The following is an 18,652-nucleotide window of genomic DNA, read 5'->3' as shown; positions in this document are numbered from 1 at the left end:
CGTTGCCGACGGGTAAACCCGATACGCAAACGAGGTCTCACGTCGGCAAGGGATTGCCGACCTACAGTCAGCGCTACAATTCCTCCATGAGCCTGCCGATTGCCGACGCCGTTACCGCGATTTTCGTCCACGACGGCGAGATCTTCATGACCCGCCGGCATCCGGCGATGCTGGCTTTTCCCGGCTACCATGCCTTCCCCGGCGGCAAGGTCGATGCCGAGGACGCCGAAGGCGCTGCCTTCGAGCAGCCGCTGCTGGCGACGCACGATCGGCGGCTGATGCATGCGCTGGCGCGTGAACTGCGCGAAGAACTCGAGTTCGATCTGCCGGCCGCGGTGGTTTCGGGCCTGGTCACCGGCGTCGAGCTCTGCACCCGCGCGCTGACACCGACCGCCTTCCCTCGCCGCTTCGACACCTGGTTCTACGTGCTGCGGCTGAAGCAGCGGCCCGAGTTCGTCGTCGACGAGCGCGAGGCGATCGACTGGGGCTGGGCGCCGGCATCGGCCTGGCTCGCTGCCTGGCATCGCGGCGAACTGATCGCCGCACCGCCGACCCAGGCCTGCCTGAAGGCACTGAATCTCGATCTGCAAAAGCCGGTGGTGCGCTGGATGACGTCGTTGACCGCGCCGCCCGAGGATCGGCTGCAGAAAGACCCGACCTCGTCGGCCGGCGATGCGATGACCGTGATCCAGAGCGTGCATGGGCTGCGCCAGATCTTCGTGCGCTCGAATACCTTGCCGCCGGCCGAGCACACCAACTGCTTCGTGATCGGCGATGAGGGCGCGCCGCGCATCGCGGTCGATCCCTCGCCGCGCGACGCCGCCGAACTCGCGCGGCTGGAACAAACGCTGCACAAGCTGGGCGTGAATCAGCTGCTGATCACGCATCACCACGTCGATCACAACCAGTTCGCCGAGGTACTCGCGCGCCGCCATGGCTGGCCGATGCTGATGAGCGCAGTCACGCGGATGCGCGTCGCAAAGCGCTCACCGACGTTCTTCGACGGCGTTGATCTGCGACTGATCGCAGAGGGCGACGAGGTTACGCGCTGGCAGACGCTGCCGGTGCGCGTGCTCGAAGTGCCGGGTCACGACGACGGCCAGCTCGCGCTGATGCCCGAAGGCCGCTCCTGGTGCATCGTCGGCGATCTGATCCAGGGTGTCGGCACGGTGGTCATCAGCAAGCCCGAAGGCGACATGCGCCGCTACTTCGAGTCGATGGACCGCGTGATCGGGCTGGCGCCGCGCTTCATTTTCCCGTCGCATGGCATCGGCATGGGCACCACCTTCCGGCTCGAGGAAACCATGCGCCATCGGCGCATGCGCGAAGCCGAGATCCTGAAACTGCAGCGCGCCGGGCAGACGATGCAAGAAATGCTCGCCGCGATCTACCAGGATCTCGATCCACGCCTGCTGCCGCTGGCGATGCGCAATATCGAAAGCCATCTGGACAAGCTGCAGGCGGAAGGCCAGCTCGAGATCTGACGACGCCCCCGTAGGTCGGCAATCCCTTGCCGACGTGAAACCCCGATTGCGCACCCGGCTTACACGTCGGCAACGGGATTGCCGACCTACGATTCCGTGTCATTCGGCGGCACCCATAAAAAAAGCCCGGCGGATTGCTCCGCCGAGCTTTTCAACTCAGGCTTTCAGCCGATCAGCCTTCGGTCACCTTGAACTCGACGCGACGATTGTTCTCGCGTCCTTCCTCGGTGTCGTTGGTGTCGATCGGGTTGGATTCGCCGTAGCCGACAGGCTTCAGGCGCTTCATCTGCACGCCGTTGTCCTCGAGGAACTTCTGCACGGAGATCGCACGGCGCTCGGACAAGCCAAGGTTGTAGGCCTCGGTACCGATCCAGTCGGTATGACCTTCCACATCCACCTTGATGTTCGGATAAGCGCCCAGCGTCTCGGCAACCTCCTTCAGGATGACCTTGGATTCCGGCAGCAGGCGATCGGAGTCGAACTCGAACTTGACGCCGCGGAGCACGAAGCGGCGGTCCAGAGCGCAACCGCGAGCATCGACGGCCTCACCCGGACGCGGCTTGCGGCAATCGCCGACCGGCGCGCAACCATCCGGCAGTACCTTCAGACCCGGAGGCGTGTTGGGGCACTGATCCTGGTCATCCGGGATACCGTCACCGTCACTGTCCAGCGGGCAGCCATCCGGGCCGACCTTCTGGCCTACCGGCGTATTCGGGCACTTGTCCAGATTGTCCGGGATGCCATCGCCGTCACTGTCGGCAATCGGGCAACCGACTGCGTTCACTGCCTGGCCAGGCGGAGTCTTCGGGCACTGGTCGAGGTAATCCGGAACACCGTCACCATCGCTGTCCAGCGGGCAACCGTTCTGATCGACATGCACGCCGGCGGGAGTACCCGGGCACTTGTCGAGGAAGTCCGGAACGCCGTCGCCGTCGGAGTCGGACGGGCAGCCATTGGCATCGACGATCGCGCCGGGCGGAGTGCCGGGGCACTTGTCGAGGTTGTCGGGCACGCCGTCGCCGTCGCTATCCAGCGGACAGCCATCGGGACCCACGGCAGTACCCTTGGGCGTATTCGGGCACTTGTCCAGGTAATCCGGAACGCCGTCGCCGTCGAGGTCGATCGGGCAGCCGTCGGAGTACACCTTGACGCCGCGGGGCGTATCCGGGCACTTGTCGAGGCCGTTGGGAACGCCGTCGCCGTCGTCGTCGGCCGGGAACGCACCGAACTTGTAACGGAAGCCGAGGCCGATATCCCAGACATAGAAGGTATCGTCGGGAACATCGCCCTTGCTGCCGATGAAGTCCAGGTCGTAACGGGCCTGGAGCTTGAGATCCCAATGGTTGGCCAGATTGAACAACAGGCCACCGCCGACGTTGACGCCGCCGCCGGTCAGGTTCTCGTCCAGGAAGTTGATCGCGTGGACATTGACCCCACCGATCACGTACGGGCGGACCGAGTAATCCTGAGGGACCATGTAGGCCAGGCCATTGAAGCCGACCACGTAGCGCTCGTAATCGAGGCTCGACGGCAGGTCGCCGACGTTCAGCTTGCTGTATCCGCCTTCGAATTCCACGCCGAAATATTCGCTGAGCGAACGGCCGATCGTGATGGCCCCCAGCGGGCCGACATCCGAATCGGCGTAAACCACGCCCACTGAAGGGGATATGTACCAGCGCGCATCCGTTTCCGTCACATCTGACTGCGCGCTGGCCATGCACGCCCAAAGCAGCGCGAACACGGCCAAGCAACCCTGCTTAAACATTTCCTTCTCCCTGTGTCTGGCGGTCCCACCCGGTTTAGCGTCGCACGAGGCCGCGCAGACGACCGAAACGCCAACATAACCCTACATCCTTATTATCAAGACTCTATCGGAGAGACTTGATTAGGTTCAGGTGCTGTTCACCGCGCTTCAGTGCCTGTAGATTATGCTGGGTCGGTGGTCATGTACAACATTTTTCCAATCGTACCAAGTCGTAAAGATCACCAATCGTACCAAGTCGTAACGATCCAACTATCCAGATGTGTCAGGGAGTCCAGATGAAAGGGATGCGTATCGTGGCGGCGCTCGTTGCGCTGTCGCTCGGGGGATGCGGTAGCGGTAGCATCCAGAGTCCGGACTTTACCCGGGAGCTGGGAGCGCTGCAGATCGTACCCAGCACGGCGGGGCCGGATCAGCGGAATGCCGCCGGAAAGCTGCCAGCCGGTGCGTCCCTGCAGCTTGAAGCCCAGGGCAAGTACACCACGCCGCCCGATGGCGCCCTAGAGGCCGACTTCGAGAAAGTCGAGGCCGCGTGGAGTTCCTCGGTTCCCGCCGTCGCCACGGTCGACAGCTCCAAGGGCCTGGTAACGGCCGTTGCCGAAGGCACGACCGTCATCACCGCCTCCAAGAACGGAATAGACGCCACGTTCACCGTGAACGTCGGTGCGGCCGAAATGGCCAGCATGATTATTGTCGATCCGGCCGACAGCACGCAGACGCCCGTCACCAGCAAGACGCTGGCTCTGGGAGCGTCCCAGGATTATCTGGCACTGGCGGTTTACACCGATAAGTCGGTGCGCTCGATAACGACGGTTATCACGTTCTCCACTTCGGACGAATCCATCGCCTGTCTCAGCGTGGCCTTAAGCGCTTGCGGACCGACCACGGTCGGCGAGCGGACCTCGGCCGACGCCGTCAAGATCGGCGGCCCGGTGACGATAACCGCCACCACCCCCAAGCCCGGCTCCACGACCCCCTTTAGCGCGACGACGCAGCTGACGGTCGGCGATGCGGCGTTGAGGGACGGCACGCTGACGATCAGCCCGACCGGTGCCAATGTGCGTCCCGGCGACAGCCAGGACTTCGACGTCCACGGCACCTTCACCGACGGCACCGTCCAGAAAATCGATGGTCAGGTCGATTTCACCAGCTCGGCGCCCTCGGTCGCCACGTTCGCCAACGCATCCGATCTGGCTGCCGGCATCGTGACCGCGGTCGCCAACGGCGACGCCACCATCACGGCCACCTTGAAGGCCGGCGTGTCTCCCGAAATCGAGAATAGATCGGTTACCGCGACGGTTCATGTGACCGACTCGGTCTGCACGGACGAGCTGCTGGCCAGCAGCGGCGCCACCACGGCGATTCCGGCCGATCCGAGCATCTGCCTGGGGTGCGGCGTCCAGAACCCGGACTTCGTGATCGACGCGATCGCCGACAACTTTGCGAGCCTGAACGTCCCGGTCGGCCTGCTCGACGGCGCGGCCAAGCTCAACGTCATCAAGGGCACGCCGACGACCTCGTTCACCGCGGGTGAAACCGCCGGCTTCATCATCGGCCAGCCCGCCGGCTCACTGGCACTGGCATCGCTGCTGTCGCAGATCCAGGTCAATACGCTGAACAACGGCGCCGTCCAGGAAGGAACCGACGACCGGATCGTGCTGCGCGTCGACCTGCTCGGACAGAAGATCATCGACGGCACCCCGAATGATCTGGCACTGGTCAGCTTCAAGACCTCGCTGCCTTACAACGGCGTGCAGCTGGCGCTGAAGTCCGGCACGGTGAGCGCGCTGACCAGTGTCCAGGCCTACTCGGCCTGCGGCACGACCCAGCCGCCGAACCCGATCCCGGCGCTGACGGCATTGACCTCGGTCGAGCCGGGCACCGCCTCGATCGAAGTCGGCAAGGCCCAGGGGTTTACGGCCCAGGGGCTGTTCGCCGACGGCACCACCGGCCCGATCCCGGATAACTATCTGGAATGGACCTCGTCCAGCAGCACGGTGACCGACGCTACGGCCGCCAAGGGCGTGTTCAATGGCAAGGCAGCCGGTACCGCGACCATCACGGCCAAGCTGCGGGACAACATTCCGTCTGGCGTCACGCAGCGTTCGGCCACGGCCACGCTGACCGTGACCACGCCGCTGTGCACCGTGCCGCTGGTGGCTGATGCGAGCCATCCAGTCACCGTCGAACACGGTTTCGCCGGCCTGTGCGTGTTCTGCTCGGTCACCGACGACATCAACCTGATCGATGCGACGACCTCCAACTTCGCGACGATATCGCTGAACCTGGCCGCTCTCGGCGCCTCGGCTCATGTCGACGTACAGTCCGGCGCCACCACCGACTTCGTGGCCGGCACCCGTCCGGGCTTCGTGGTCGGCGAGCCGGTCGGCAGCGTCGCACTGGCCCAGATCCTGGCCGGTCTGCAGATATCGACGCTGGCCGCCGACGGCACGGTCTTGGAAAGCAGCAGCGACAGCATCCCGCTACGGCTCGATCTGCTCGGCATCGAGATCATCCCGAACGCGAACACGGCGTTGGTCAGCTTCGCCGCAACCCAGCCGTATCGCGGCCTGCGCCTGACCGCGAACGCGGGGGTCGCGAGTCTGCTCACCGAGTTCCAGGCCTACTCGGCCTGCGCGGCAACCACGCTTCCGGCCACGGCTCCTTGATTCGCGTTCATTGATTCAAATGCGGTAACCAAGCGGTAACCAAACGGGGCGCCTTCGGGCGCCCTTTTTGGTTCTATGCGAGTCAAGCAAGACTAAAGCCCGACATCAAAACAAAACCTGACATTACTAACATGATCGTTTCTGATCTGGGTATCATGTTTACGCCCCCTCAGGGAGTTTTTTGAAACCTCATTTTCTGACGTCGGTTGATATCAGGTGAGTGAGCGCGGGCATGGGATGTTTCGGTTCAATGGGGTTGGGAGATCGATCGTGAAGACTTTGCGCCTACTCGCTGCGCTGTGTACGCTGGTCATCGGGGGATGCGGAAGCGGCAGCATCCAGAGCCCCGACTTCACCTCGGAGTTGACCGGCATCTCGGTGACTCCTGCAACGTCGACCACCTTCATCGGCGAGGTCGCCGAGTTCACCGCGATCGGCTCGTTCACCACGCCGCCAGGATCGTCCTCGCCGACCTCGCAATCCGAGCTGGATGACGTGAGCTGGAGCGTCGGCGACGCGGCGATCGCGACCGTCGACAATGACGGCAAGGTTACCGGCGTCTCCGCCGGGTCCACCACAGTCACGGCCTCAAGCAAAGACTTCCACGGCACGGCCACGGTCACCGTGACCCCGCCTGAGCTGCTCAGCATCACCATTACCCCGCCCGCGGCCACCGTCGGGACCGGCCAGACGGTGACGCTCACCGCCGAGGGCAGCTACCGCAATTCACCGGACGCCGCGCCGACGACCGGCCCGGTGGCCGTCAGCTGGACTTCCAGCGATCCCGCTGTCGCCACCATCGATGGCGCCGGCGTGGTCAGCGGCATCAGCCCCGGAACCACGACGATCACAGCGACCCAGGTTGGCGCGAGCGGCACGCCCAAGACCGCGACGGCGGTCGTGACCGTGACCTTCACGCCGGTGCTGATCAGCATCGCCGTCACCCCCGATCCGGCGAGCTCACCGCTCGGCAGCCCGATCCAGTTCACCGCCACCGGCACCTTCACGACGGCGCCCGGCTCCCCCGATCCGACCAGCACCGGGCCCGCTACCGGCGTCGTCTGGAGCATCGCGCCGCCCACTCCGCCGGCGACGACGGCCAACGCCGTTATCGACAGCATGACCGGCATCGCCACGGGCACGGCGGTTGGCACGGCCACCGTGGTCGCCACTTCCGGCGCTATCACCGATAGCGCGCAGCTGACCATCACCGCGCCGCAGCTCAAGGCGCTGGTGATTTCCGAAGATCCGCCAGCGAGCCCGCCAGTGGCCGCCGCAGACAAGACGATTCCACTCGGGACCACACAGAACTACCGCGCGCTGGGCATCTACACCGATAGCGACGTGCCTCGCACGCTGAATTCAACCGATTCCGTCAGCTGGACCACGTCGAATGCCGCGGTTGCGACGGTAGACCCGACCGATGCAGCCGGGACCACGGCCACCGCCGCCGGTCGCGGTGACGCGACCCTGACCGCGACCAGCGGAGCCTTCAGCGATACCGTCAAACTCACCGTCAGCGAAGCAACGCTGACGACGCTGGTGCGGGTCGAGCCAACCGTGGGCCGCGTGGTCCCCGGCGCCTCGATCGAGTTCACCGCCATCGGCCGCTTCAGCGACGGCAGCGAAACCGCGCTGGCGGACGATAAGGTCACCTGGACCAGCGCCGACACCGCGATTGCCACGATTGACGCACAGGGCTTCGCCACCGGCATCGTCGAAGGTCAGGTCGTCATCACGGCAACACTGAATCCAGGCTCGGGCGGAACCGGCTCGGCCACCGCCACGCTGATCGTCACCGACCCGGTCTGCACGACGCCACTGCTGCTCGACGAAGGCGCGCGCACCGCCACCGATACCAGCGGCATCTGCCTGCTGTGCGGAGTCGACAGCCCGGACAACGCGATCGACAACCTCAGCACCAACTACGCAACCATCAACGTCCCGGTCGGGCTGATCGGTGCGGGCGAGGCGCTGAGTGTGGTCGGCAGCAGCAGCACGCCGAACTACACGCTGCCGTTCCCGGGCGGCCAGGTCGCCGGCTTCGTGATCGGCCGGCCGACCGGCAGCCTGGTTCTGGCGGAGCTGTTCTCGCAGCTGACGGTGAGCACGCTGCTCAACGGCGCGGTGCAGGAATCCAGCGGCACGGTAACGCCGCTGCGCCTGGACCTGCTCGGCATCGAACTGGTGCCCAACAGCGATACCGCGCTGGTGAGCATCCTCACCAACCTGCCCTACGACTCGATCCGGCTGCAGCTGAACTCGGGCGTCGCCACGGCGCTGAGCAATGTGCAGGTGTTCTCGGCCTGCGCGACGGCCACGCCGCCGCCGCCGACTTCGGCGCTGGTCGGCATCGACCACGTCGAACCGGCGCTGGCCAGCGTGCAGATCGGCGGCACCAGCGAGTTCCAGGCGATCGGCCGCTACGCCGATGGCACGACGGGGCCACTGGCCGACAGCGACGTGACCTGGAGCAGCGGCACACCGAGCGTCGCGACTGTCGATGTCAACGGCCGGGCCACCGGCGTTGCGGCAGGCGAAGCGGAGATCATCGCCACGGTCAAGGGGCCGGTCGGAGTCGGCGGTCAGCTCTCGATGAGTGCGGTCTTGACCGTGGCGCCCTTGGCCTGCACCACGCCTTTGCTGGCAAGCGATGGCGCCACGGTCACCCATGCGATCGGCGGACTCTGCCTGTTCTGCAATGTCAGCGACGACGCCAACGTGATCGATGCGCAGGGCACTACGTTCGCCACCATGGCGGTACCGGTGGCCGTGCTCGGTGCCGAGGCATCGGTGACCGTGTCGGCGGTGACCAACCCGGCGTACGCGGTGCCCTTCCCCGGCGCGAACGTTCCGGGCTTCGTCATCGGGCGCCCGGCCGGCAGCCTGGTCCTGACAGAACTGCTCTCGCAGATCGAGGTGAGCACGCTGAAACAGGGCGTCGTGCAGCAGACCACCGGCACGACGATTCCGCTGCGCCTCGACCTGCTGGGCCTGGAGCTGACCACCAACAGCGACACCGCACTGGCGAGCATTGCGGCGACCGTGCCTTACGACGCGCTGCGGCTCACGTTCCACAGCGGCCTGGCCAGCCTGCTGACCAGCGTCCAGGTCTATTCGGCCTGCGCGGCGACCAACGTCCCGGACTAGCGGGGCCTGGTGGCATGTTGGAAGGGCGCCCAAGGGCGCCCTTCTTTTTGTAGGTCGGCAATCCCTTGCCGACGTGCCGGGGTCGATCAAGGGCACACGTCGGCAAAGGATTGCCGACCTACGGGCTATTGCAATAGCCCGGCAATGGCCTGCGGATAAATCTTCAGCTCGACCTCTTCCAGCACGCGCTCGGCCAGTGTCTCGGCGGTGTCATCCGGATGGATAGGGATGCGCCCTTGAAGAATGGGCGGGCCCTCGTCGAGCTGCTGGGTCACGAAATGCACCGTGGCCCCGTGCTCGGTGTCGCCCGCCGCCAGCGCGCGCGCGTGAGTGTTCAGGCCGCGGTGCCGCGGCAGCAGCGACGGGTGGATGTTCAGCAGGCGGCCTTCAAAAGCCGAGATGAAGACCGGCGTCAGTATCCGCATGAAACCGGCAAGCGCCACCAGGTCGGGCTTGGCAGCCACGACGATCCGCAGCAGTTCGGCGTCGAAAGCCTCGCGGTTCGGATACGCCGTGTGCGGCAGCACGTGCGTCGCGATGCCGGCCGCTTCGGCCAGTCCCAGCCCTTGCGCGTCGGCACGGTTGGACACGACCAGCGCGATCTCGGCCGGTAGCGCGCCGGACCGAGTCGCCTCGATCAGAGCCTGCAGATTGCGTCCGCGGCCCGAGATCAGTACGACCAGCCGCTTCACGCGAAGCGCACGCCCTGCTTGCCCTTAACGATCTCGCCCATCACGAACGGCCTGGACTTCTTCAACGCGGCCAGCGTCTCGGCGACCTTCTTGCGCGGAACCACCATCGCGAAGCCGACGCCGCAGTTGAACACGCGCCACATTTCGTCCTGCTCGACGCCGCCTTTTTCCTGCAGCCAGTCGAAGATCGCCGGGCGCTTCCAGCTGGCGGTGTCGACGACCGCGGCAGTGCCTTTCGGGAAGCAGCGCGCGAGGTTGCCGGTGATGCCGCCGCCGGTGATATGCGACATGCCGGCGATAGCCAGCCTGGCTTCCAGCAGCTTCAGCACCGGCTTGACGTAGATCGTGGTCGGCGCCAGCAGCGCGTCGCCGAGCGTGCCGCCTTCGAACGGGTCGCCGAGCTTGGCGCCGCTGACTTCGAGGATCTTGCGGATCAGCGAATAGCCGTTGGAATGCGGGCCGCTGGACGGCAGACCGATGAGCACATCGCCGACCTTGATCTTCGAGCCGTCGATGATCTTGGATTTCTCCGCGACCGCGACGCAGAAACCGGCGAGGTCGAAATCACCGGCCTGGTACATGCCGGGCATTTCGGCGGTTTCACCACCGACCAGCGCGCAGCCGGCGAGCTTGCAGCCCTGGGCGATGCCCTTGATCACCTGCCCGGCCACGAGCGGATCGAGCTTGCCGGTCGCGTAGTAATCCAGGAAGAACAGCGGCTCGGCGCCCGACACCAGCACGTCGTTGACGCACATGCCGACCAGATCGATACCCAGGCCCTGCACGCGGCCGGAGTCGATACCCAGGCGCAGCTTGGTGCCGACGCCGTCGGTGCCCGAAACCAGAACCGGGTGTTTGTACTTCTTCGGCAAACCGACCAGCGCACCGAAGCCACCGACACCGGCCAGCACTTCGGGCCGCCGAGTACTACGAACAATTTTCTTGATGTCGTCGACGAGCGCGTCGCCGGCGTCGATATCGACGCCGGCGTCGCGGTAGAAAAGGCCTGCTGCTTTGGTCATCGGAGGTACGGGTACAGGAGGGCAGTCTCGGCGGCGGCCGGCTGCCGGGTGGTCTGGCTGTGCCTGTGATTTTACCGGTTGGCACCGGATAATGCGCCCATCCCCGAGGGTGAAGCCCGATGAACGCAGCACCGGAAAGCGTAGAAGACAGCGTCGCCTCCTCGTTCAAGGAAAATTGGCCGTGGATGCTGATCGGCCTGGCGCTGCTGGTCTTCGCCTGGCTGCTGGCGCCGATCCTGACGCCGTTCGTGGTCGGTGCCGGCCTCGGCTACGTCGGCGATCCGCTGGTCGACCGGCTCGAGCGGCTGCGCATGTCGCGCACGCTAGGCGTCGGCCTGATGTTCCTGGTGATCTTCAGCGTGCTGGTGCTGGTGATTCTGCTGGTCGTGCCGATGCTGCAGGGCCAATTGACGCTGCTGATCCACAACATCCCGGACTGGTTGACCTGGATCCAGGACAAGGCGCTGCCCAAACTCGGCATCCGCCTGCCGCGCGGCGTGCAACTGGACGCCGAGGGCCTGAAGACGCTGCTGACGCGCAACTGGGCCAGCGCCAGCGACATCCTGCCGGCGATCTGGGAGCGCGCCTCGCAATCCACCGGCGCGATCGTCACCACCGTCGCCAACCTGCTGCTGATCCCGATCGTCGCGTTCTACCTGCTGCGCGACTGGGACCGGCTGGTCGCCTGGATCCGCAACACGATCCCGCCGCGCTGGCGCCCGAATGCCGACAAGATCGCGCACGAGACCGACAGCGTGCTCAGCGCGTTCTTCCGCGGCCAGCTGACGGTGATGGCGGCGCTGACGGTCTATTACTGGATCGCGCTGTGGCTGGCCGGTTTGAACCTGGCGCTGATCGTCGGCCTGATCATCGGCCTGGTCAGCTTCGTGCCTTATCTGGGCGCGGTGATCGGCATTGTCACCGCGGTGCTGGCGATGGTCGTGCAGACCCAGGAGCTGACGCCCTTCATCTGGCTGGCCGTAGTCTTCGCGATCGGCCAGTTCCTGGAATCCAACGTGTTCGGCCCCTGGCTGATCGGCGACCGCATCGGCTTGCATCCGGTCGCGGTGATCTTCGCGGTGATGGCCGGCGGCCAGCTGTTCGGCTTCATCGGCGTGCTGCTGGCGCTGCCGGTGGCCGCCGTGCTGGCGGTGATGCTGCGGCATACGCTGCATCACTGGATGGCCAGCAAGCTGTATCTGCAGAACGCTCCGCTGGACGAACTCACGCCGGAGCAGCAAGCCAGCAGCCTGTCGTCCGGGCCGCTGCCCTAGCAGCCTGTCGGACTTGGCAAGATCTACTGCGGCTTCGGCCTGCTGCGCCCAAACTGCGGGCGCCCTCGTCAAATATGACTGGATATTTTCCTCGGTCGCCCGCAGTTTGGACACAGCAGGCCAAACCCTCGCTACGATCTCCCAAGTCCGACAGGCTGCTAGGGAACCTCTGACGTGAAGGGCGAGCAGATCCCGCTCGCGGTACAGCTGCGCAGCACCGCGAGCTTCAACACCTATCACGCAGGCCCGAATCGCGAGGCGGTCGATGCACTGCGCGCGCTGAGTGTCGGTGGCCTGTATCTGTACGGATCGGCCGGCACCGGCAAAACCCATCTGCTGCAAGCCGCCGCGCGCGAAGCCCAGCAGCGCGGGCTGCGCGTCAGCTACCTGCCCTTGCGCAGCCTGGTCGCCGGCGGCGCCGAGGCACTCGATGGGCTGACGGCCTTCGACCGGCTGTGCATCGACGATCTGGACGCGATCGACGGCGACATCCACTGGAATCACGCGGTGATCCGTCTGCTCGACCGTCTGCGCACTGAAGGCAGCGCCTGGTGCGTGTCAGCCGCTGCCGGGCCGGATCGGCTCGCGCGCCTGCTGCCGGACCTGCGCACGCGTTTGTCGGCCCTGCCGCTGTTCGGGTTGCGCACGCTCGGCGATGACGATCGTCGCCTGTGGCTGCGCAGCGCCGCTCAGCAGCGCGGGCTCGAACTGCCCGACGACGCCGCGCGCTGGCTGATCCATCATCTGCCGCGCGATACCGGCAGCCTGATCGCCGCGATCGAAAAACTCGACCGCGCGTCGCTGCGCGACAAACGTCGGCTGACGCTGGTTTTCGTGCAGAAGACGCTGTCGTTGCTGTCGTAGGTTGGGGTGAGCGCAGCGAACCCCAACATCGGCGCGGAACCAACGTTGGGGTTCGCTGCCGCTCACCCCAACCTACGTCGATTGAAGCGGCCTTTCACGCGCCAGCAGCCGCACGTACAAAACCAGCGCGACGAAATCCAGCGCCGCAATACTGGCCAGAAAAAAAGCCGACCACTTATGCATCGGCTGCGCATAGCCCGAAGCCAGATACCCGGCCGCGTAGAACACCACCAGCATGCAGGCCCAGGAATACGTGTAGGCGCGGCCGCGAATGATTCCGGCGATCGGCAGCAGCAGCGGCAGGATCAGCAGCGCGCCAGTGCCACCGCGCGAACCCATCAGCATCAGCAGAATCAGCAACAGGTGCGCGGCGATCGCGACCACGCGCGCGTAGAAGCTCAGGGGCCTGTTGTTCGAGAATCCGGTCATGCCAGCTTCAACGCAAACTGCGCGATACGGCGGCCCAGCGCATTGCACAGCGTCAGCTCGTCGCGGCTCAGCGCAGCCGGGCTCGAGCCGGTGCCGGCGACATGCGAAGCGCCATAAGGCGTGCCGCCCGACTGGGTGCTCGACAGGGCCGGCTCGGTGTAAGGAATACCGGCGATCAGCATACCGTGATGCAGCAGCGGCAACATCATGCTCAACAGCGTGCTTTCCTGCCCACCGTGCTGCGTGCTGGTGGATGTGAATACGCCGGCCGGCTTGCCGGCGAGCACACCGGACAGCCACGGCCCCGACGTTGTATCCAGAAAGTACTTCATCGGTGCGGCCATGTTGCCGAAGCGCGTCGGGCTGCCGAGGATCAGGCCCGAGCATTCGCGCAGATCGTCATGGCTGACATACACCGGCCCATCCTGCGGGATTTCCGGCGCAGTCGCCTCGGCAACGCTCGATACCGGCGGCACCGTACGCAAGCGGGCGATCGCCCCGGTGGATTCGACGCCGCGGCAGATTTCGCGCGCCATCGCCGCGACCGAGCCGTTGCGCGAGTAGTACAGAACCAGGATGTCGTTCATCAGTGCCAGCCACGTATCGGGATGCGCATTGTAGTGGCTAGCCGCGCACCGCTTCGGCGATCATGCCGGACCCACCGACGAGAACCGCCGTGCCGCTGAAGCACCTGCCCACCTGCCTGATAATGCTGTTGATGCCGGCACTGCTGGCGGCCTGCGCAGCGCCGCGCCGGCTCGACGCGCCCTATGCGCCGCCGCGCAAGCCGCCGCCGGATCAAACGGCGGCGCCTACCGGCAGCGTGCTCGGCACGCTGACGCGCGGCGGCGGTGATACTCGGCCGGAGATCCGGCCGCTGATGAATCAGACGCTGGGTCCGATGCCGGTTTATACACCGCTGCCGGCGACATCCGAGCCTGCCGGAAAGCGTCAGGCCGACGTGCCCTATCTGAACCTGGCGCAAGCCGAGCTGCAGAAGTCCTATCAGTACACCGGCCTCAACGACGCGCAGATCGCGCAGCAGAAGAATGCCGAATCGCTGCTGGTGCTGGGCTCGGGCGAAGCCGCCTACAAGGCCCTGCTACAACTCAACGAGCAGCTGAAAAACGGCGTCAAACCCTATGCAGTCAAGCAAGGCGACAATCTGTGGATCATCTCGGCACGGCCCGAAATCTACGGCAATCCCTGGCTGTGGCCGCTGATCTGGCAGAACAACCTGCAAGTGATCCCGGACCCGAATCGCCTATCCGCCGGCCAGCGTCTGAAGATCCGCCCGAACCCGACGATCGACGAAGTGGTCGATGCGGTGAATTACGCGCGCGAGAAGCTCAAGACCAGCGATACACACATCGGCGAAATCAAGGAGCAGACCCCGTAGGTCGGCAATCCTTTGCCGACATGTACCCTGGATCAAGCGGGCACGTCGGCAAGGGATTGCCGACCTACTTCTACGTCACCCCCGGTACCAGCGCTTGTTCAGCGCATTGATCACCAGCGCCGGATACTGCGGCTTGCCGTAGCTGCCGTTGTAGCGCTGCAGCGCCTTGACTAGGTCGCCGCGTTCGCGGTCGAGGTAGTAGCGCAGGATCGTGCAGCCCATGCGCAGGTTGGTGCGCGTATGCAACAGGTTTTCTTCGGGGCCGGCGATCTCGCGCAGCCAGAACGGCATGATCTGCATGTAACCCTGTGCGCCGGCAGTCGACAGCGCGTAGCGGTTGAAGCCGCTCTCGATCTGCACCACCGCCAGCGCCAACTCGGGCGTGATGTTGGCGCGGTCGGCTTCCTGGTGCAGCAGACGCAGGAAGTCCAGTCGCTCCTTGTCGTCCTTGATGTAGCGCCTGAGCCGGCTGGACATGTCGACCAGCCAGACTTCGGCGTCGAAGCGGTCCTGAAAACTGTCGGACTGCGCGATCGCCGCCTTCAGCAGCGCGCGCAGTTCGGGCTCGGGCTCGCCGGTCGGTCCGGCGTTGACCACCGCACTCGCGACCAGCAGCGCAACGGCCATCAGGCCGTGCATTGCGAAGACCGCGAGGCGCGCGACCATCAGCCGAGCTTGGCCAGCACCGCGGCGACCGTGGCGGCTATCATCTCGGCTTTTTCGGCGCGGCGATGCTTGTACTCGAACTGCGAGTTCGCCAGGCCCTTGTCGCCGATGACGATGCGATGCGGGATGCCGATCAGATCGGCGTCGGCGAACATCGGGCCGGGACGCAGACCGCGATCATCGAGCACGGCCTCGACGCCGGCTGCGATCAGATCGGCATAGAGCTTCTCGGCCGCATCTTTCGCCGCCTGCGACTTGTCGGTGCCGATCGGCGTGACGATCACGCGGAACGGCGCGATCGCGTCCGGCCAGATGATGCCGTTGGCGTCGAAGCTCTGCTCGATCACCGCCGCGACCATGCGCGACACGCCGATGCCGTAGCAGCCCATCTGCGGCGTCACCGCCTCGCCTTTCTCGTCGAGCACGGTCAGGTTCATCGCCTTGGTGTACTTCTGGCCGAGCTGGAAGATGTGGCCGCCTTCGATACCGCGCAGCAGCTTGATGGTGCCCTTTCCATCCGGCGAAGGGTCGCCTTCGACGATCGTGCGCAGATCGGCCGTCTCCGGTTCCGCGCAATCGCGGCCCCAGTTAACGCCTTTCAAGTGCGCGTTGTTCTCGTTGGCACCGCAAACGAAGTCGCCGATCTCGGCCGCCGCGTAATCCGCGATCACCTCGATCGGACATTTCACCGGACCGAGATAGCCGACCTCGCAGCCGAACCCGGCCTGCACGTCTTCGATCTTCGCCATCTCGAAGGGGCTCGCGATCTTCGGATGCTTGGCCGCCTTGATCTCGTTGAGCTCGTGATCGCCGCGCAGCGCGATGCCGATCAGACCGCCGTCGGCGGCCTTGGCGACCAGCAGCTTGACCTTGCCGGTCAGCGGCACGTTCATGAACTTGGAAACCTGCTCGCAGGTTTTCTGGCCGGGTGTCGAGACGGTTTCCATGGCGGCGATCGGCGCGGGCGCCGGCAGACCCGATGCGCGCGTGATCGCGGCCTCGACGTTCGCCGCGTAGTCGCCTTCGGTCGACACTGCGAGCAGGTCTTCACCGGCACCGGCGAGGATATGGAACTCCTCGCTGGCAGCGCCGCCGATGTTGCCGGAGTCCGCCTGCACCGCGCGGAAATCCGCGCCGATGCGCGTGAAAATGCGCGTATAGGCGGCGCGCATGTTGTAGTACTCGGCGACCAGGCTGTCCATGTCCATGTGGAACGAGTACGCGTCTTTCATCACGAACTCGCGCGCGCGCATCACACCGAAGCGCGGGCGGCGCTCGTCGCGGAACTTGGTTTGAATCTGGTAGTAGTTGATCGGCAGCTGCTTGTAGCTGCGGATGTCCTGGCGCACGTGCGAGGTGACGGCTTCTTCCGCGGTCGGGCTGTAGGCGAAGTCGTTCTTGTGGCGATCCTTGAAGCGCAGCATTTCGTCGCCCATCACGTTCCAGCGGCCGGATTCCTGCCACAACTCGGCCGGCTGCACCGTCGGCATCAGCAGCTCCAACGCGCCGGCGCGGTTCATCTCCTCGCGCACGATGGTCTCGACCTTGCGCATCACGCGCAGGCCCAGCGGCATCCAGGTATAGAGCCCGGCACCGAGCTTGCGGATCAGGCCGGCGCGCAGCATCAGCCGATGGCTGATGATCTCGGCGTCGGCGGGTGTTTCCTTGGTGGTGCTGAGCGGGAAGCGGGACAGGCGCATGGCAATACTTGCTTACGGAAAGGCGGCGATTCTATCTTGTCTCCTTCCCCCGCCTGCGGGGGAAGGCCGGGATGGGGGCGCGACGAGAGAGCAACTCCGCGACGAACGCCCCCACCCTAGCCCTCCCCCGCACGCGGGGGAGGGAACTTGGAGTTGAGCGTCAGGTTTTTTCGGCCGAGCGGATCTGCGGCGTGATCTTGACCAGCAGCACGCGGTTGCCCTGCACTCGCCGCACCAGCGCTGCAAAGTCCTCGAACTGGGCGTTGTCGCCCTCGACCGGCACGCGGTCGAGCTTGCTCATGATCAGGCCGCCGACGGTGCTGACGTCCTCGTCCTCGGCCTCCTCGATGTCGCGGCCGAGTTCGCGCTCGATGCGGTAGACCGGCGTGTCGCCGGGCACCAGGAAGCTGCCATCGGGCAGCCAGACGAAACGCCGGTCGGTGCTCTTCTGGCGGCTGACTTCGTGCTCGTCGGTGATCTCGCCGAAGATCGTCTCGAAGATGTCTTCCATGGTCACGAAGCCGACCAGGCGCTGATCGTTGTCGCGCACCAGCGCCAGGTGCGGGGCGCCGCCACGGAAGCGGCGCATCAGCTCCAGCGCCGACTCGTTCTCCGGCACTTCCAGCACTTCGCGGATATGCCGGCGCAGGCGCAGCTGCACGTCGTCGCCGCCCGGCTCGAGCAGGATGTCTTTCACATGCAGCAGGCCGAGCACGGTCTCGCCTTCGGCTTCGAGCAGCACGTAGCGGCTGAAGCGATGGGTCTGGATGGTGCGGCGGATTTCGGCGTAGCTGTCGTCGGAGCGCAAGGTGACCAGTTCGCGGAACGGCCGCATCAGGTCGCCGGCCTCGAGGTCCGCCAGTTCGAGCGTGTGCGCGACGATGGTCTTGATCTCGATCTCCGGGCCTTCGGTCACACGCCGGCTGTGATGCAGGATCACCTGCAGCTCTTCGGGGCTGTAATAAGCGTCGCTGCCCTGGCCGCTGGCGCTGCCGCCGAGGCCGAGCCGTTTCAGCAGCACGTTGGAGCTGGTGTTCAAAAACCAGATCGCCGGGTACATCAGCCAGTAGAAAACATACAGCGGGCCGGCGGTCATCAGCGACAGCGCCTCGGGCCGCCGCAGCGCCAGCGACTTGGGCGCGAGTTCGCCGAGCACGATATGCAGGTAGGAGATCAGCGCAAACGCGACAATGAAGGCGATGCTGTGCACGACTTCCTGCGAGTCGATGCCGACCGCAGCCAGCGGCATTTCCAGCAGGCCGGCGAAAGCCGGCTCGCCGATCCAGCCCAGGCCCAGCGAAGCCAGCGTGATACCGAGCTGGCAGGCCGACAGATAAGCGTCCAGATCGTCGTGCACCCGCCGCAACATCCCGCCACGCCAGCCGTGGGCACTGGCCAGATCCTCGACCCGGCTGCGCCGCAGCTTGACGATCGCAAACTCGGCGGCAACAAAGAAACCATTCAACAGAACCAGCACAAATGCGACGACCAGCAGCAGGCTGTCTTGGAGCAGGACCATCGGGCACCACAAGGGGGATCAA

General features: G+C 65.4%; 14 protein-coding genes. 6 read left to right on the top strand and 8 right to left on the bottom strand.

Annotated elements, in window-relative coordinates:
* The first annotated feature begins 86 nt into the window (after positions 1–86).
* A complete protein-coding gene (locus JWQ90_RS10700) occupies positions 87–1,484 on the top strand; it encodes an MBL fold metallo-hydrolase (protein ID WP_299693343.1) in 1,398 nt (465 codons plus the stop codon).
* Positions 1,485–1,656: 172 nt separating this feature from the next.
* On the opposite strand, the gene JWQ90_RS10695 is transcribed toward JWQ90_RS10700, so the two are convergent.
* Positions 1,657–3,249, bottom strand: a complete 1,593-nt coding sequence (locus JWQ90_RS10695) for an OmpA family protein (RefSeq protein ID WP_299693340.1) — start codon at positions 3,247–3,249, stop codon at positions 1,657–1,659.
* Positions 3,250–3,524: 275 nt separating this feature from the next.
* Here JWQ90_RS10695 and JWQ90_RS10690 point away from each other — a divergent pair, with 275 nt between their 5' ends.
* The gene (locus tag JWQ90_RS10690; RefSeq protein ID WP_299693337.1) at positions 3,525–5,915 is read left to right on the top strand and encodes an Ig-like domain-containing protein; all 2,391 of its coding nucleotides are present in this window, start codon (positions 3,525–3,527) and stop codon (positions 5,913–5,915) included.
* A 270-nt stretch (positions 5,916–6,185) separates the two neighbouring features.
* Positions 6,186–9,065, top strand: coding sequence for an Ig-like domain-containing protein (locus JWQ90_RS10685; protein ID WP_299693334.1), 2,880 nt, complete (start codon positions 6,186–6,188; stop codon positions 9,063–9,065).
* A 125-nt stretch (positions 9,066–9,190) separates the two neighbouring features.
* Here the strand turns inward: JWQ90_RS10685 and purN are convergent, their stop codons facing one another.
* The gene (gene purN / locus JWQ90_RS10680; protein ID WP_299693331.1) at positions 9,191–9,757 is read right to left on the bottom strand and encodes a phosphoribosylglycinamide formyltransferase; all 567 of its coding nucleotides are present in this window, start codon (positions 9,755–9,757) and stop codon (positions 9,191–9,193) included.
* Complete coding sequence (gene purM / locus JWQ90_RS10675) at positions 9,754–10,779, bottom strand: phosphoribosylformylglycinamidine cyclo-ligase (RefSeq protein WP_299693328.1); 1,026 nt, start codon at positions 10,777–10,779, stop codon at positions 9,754–9,756. The genes purN and purM overlap by 4 nt, the downstream gene beginning before the upstream one ends.
* A gap of 119 nt (positions 10,780–10,898) precedes the next feature.
* On the opposite strand from purM, the gene JWQ90_RS10670 reads away from it, so the two are divergent.
* A complete protein-coding gene (locus JWQ90_RS10670; protein WP_299693325.1) occupies positions 10,899–12,053 on the top strand; it encodes an AI-2E family transporter in 1,155 nt (384 codons plus the stop codon).
* 174 nt (positions 12,054–12,227) lie between these two features.
* Positions 12,228–12,917, top strand: coding sequence for a DnaA regulatory inactivator Hda (hda, locus tag JWQ90_RS10665; protein WP_299693322.1), 690 nt, complete (start codon positions 12,228–12,230; stop codon positions 12,915–12,917).
* 72 nt (positions 12,918–12,989) lie between these two features.
* On the opposite strand, the gene JWQ90_RS10660 is transcribed toward hda, so the two are convergent.
* A complete protein-coding gene (locus JWQ90_RS10660) occupies positions 12,990–13,346 on the bottom strand; it encodes a DUF2069 domain-containing protein (RefSeq protein ID WP_299693318.1) in 357 nt (118 codons plus the stop codon).
* Positions 13,343–13,933, bottom strand: coding sequence for an NAD(P)H:quinone oxidoreductase (gene wrbA, locus JWQ90_RS10655; protein WP_299693315.1), 591 nt, complete (start codon positions 13,931–13,933; stop codon positions 13,343–13,345). The genes JWQ90_RS10660 and wrbA overlap by 4 nt, the downstream gene beginning before the upstream one ends.
* 89 nt (positions 13,934–14,022) lie before the next feature.
* Between wrbA and JWQ90_RS10650 the strand changes: the two genes are divergently transcribed.
* Positions 14,023–14,745: a LysM peptidoglycan-binding domain-containing protein gene (locus JWQ90_RS10650; RefSeq protein WP_299693312.1), complete on the top strand. Its 723-nt coding sequence runs from the start codon at positions 14,023–14,025 to the stop codon at positions 14,743–14,745.
* 75 nt (positions 14,746–14,820) lie between these two features.
* On the opposite strand, the gene JWQ90_RS10645 is transcribed toward JWQ90_RS10650, so the two are convergent.
* The 3 genes from JWQ90_RS10645 to JWQ90_RS10635 form a co-directional block, all read right to left on the bottom strand.
* Positions 14,821–15,372: a lytic transglycosylase domain-containing protein gene (locus JWQ90_RS10645; protein ID WP_366919494.1), complete on the bottom strand. Its 552-nt coding sequence runs from the start codon at positions 15,370–15,372 to the stop codon at positions 14,821–14,823.
* A gap of 38 nt (positions 15,373–15,410) precedes the next feature.
* A complete protein-coding gene (locus tag JWQ90_RS10640; protein ID WP_299693306.1) occupies positions 15,411–17,111 on the bottom strand; it encodes a proline--tRNA ligase in 1,701 nt (566 codons plus the stop codon).
* A gap of 160 nt (positions 17,112–17,271) precedes the next feature.
* A complete protein-coding gene (locus JWQ90_RS10635) occupies positions 17,272–18,630 on the bottom strand; it encodes a hemolysin family protein (RefSeq protein WP_299693303.1) in 1,359 nt (452 codons plus the stop codon).
* Between the last annotated feature and the right edge of the window lie 22 nt (positions 18,631–18,652).

The organism is Hydrocarboniphaga sp., assembly GCF_028291725.1.
Classification (GTDB): Bacteria; Pseudomonadota; Gammaproteobacteria; order Nevskiales; family Nevskiaceae; genus Hydrocarboniphaga.
The sequence above is the reverse complement of the archived record's forward strand: the minus strand, read 5'-3'. Positions and strand labels throughout refer to the sequence as shown.

Bases quoted from the DNA above. Each gene is read 5' to 3' on its own strand.
- purM (WP_299693328.1), bottom strand. From the start codon at position 10,779: ATGACCAAAGCAGCAGGCCTTTTCTACCGCGACGCCGGCGTCGATATC.
- JWQ90_RS10635 (WP_299693303.1), bottom strand. From the start codon at position 18,630: ATGGTCCTGCTCCAAGACAGCCTGCTGCTGGTCGTCGCATTTGTGCTG.
- JWQ90_RS10690 (WP_299693337.1), top strand. From the start codon at position 3,525: ATGAAAGGGATGCGTATCGTGGCGGCGCTCGTTGCGCTGTCGCTCGGG.
- JWQ90_RS10640 (WP_299693306.1), bottom strand. From the start codon at position 17,111: ATGCGCCTGTCCCGCTTCCCGCTCAGCACCACCAAGGAAACACCCGCC.
- JWQ90_RS10645 (WP_366919494.1), bottom strand. From the start codon at position 15,372: ATGGCCGTTGCGCTGCTGGTCGCGAGTGCGGTGGTCAACGCCGGACCG.
- wrbA (WP_299693315.1), bottom strand. From the start codon at position 13,933: ATGAACGACATCCTGGTTCTGTACTACTCGCGCAACGGCTCGGTCGCG.
- JWQ90_RS10670 (WP_299693325.1), top strand. From the start codon at position 10,899: ATGAACGCAGCACCGGAAAGCGTAGAAGACAGCGTCGCCTCCTCGTTC.
- JWQ90_RS10660 (WP_299693318.1), bottom strand. From the start codon at position 13,346: ATGACCGGATTCTCGAACAACAGGCCCCTGAGCTTCTACGCGCGCGTG.
- JWQ90_RS10700 (WP_299693343.1), top strand. From the start codon at position 87: ATGAGCCTGCCGATTGCCGACGCCGTTACCGCGATTTTCGTCCACGAC.
- JWQ90_RS10695 (WP_299693340.1), bottom strand. From the start codon at position 3,249: ATGTTTAAGCAGGGTTGCTTGGCCGTGTTCGCGCTGCTTTGGGCGTGC.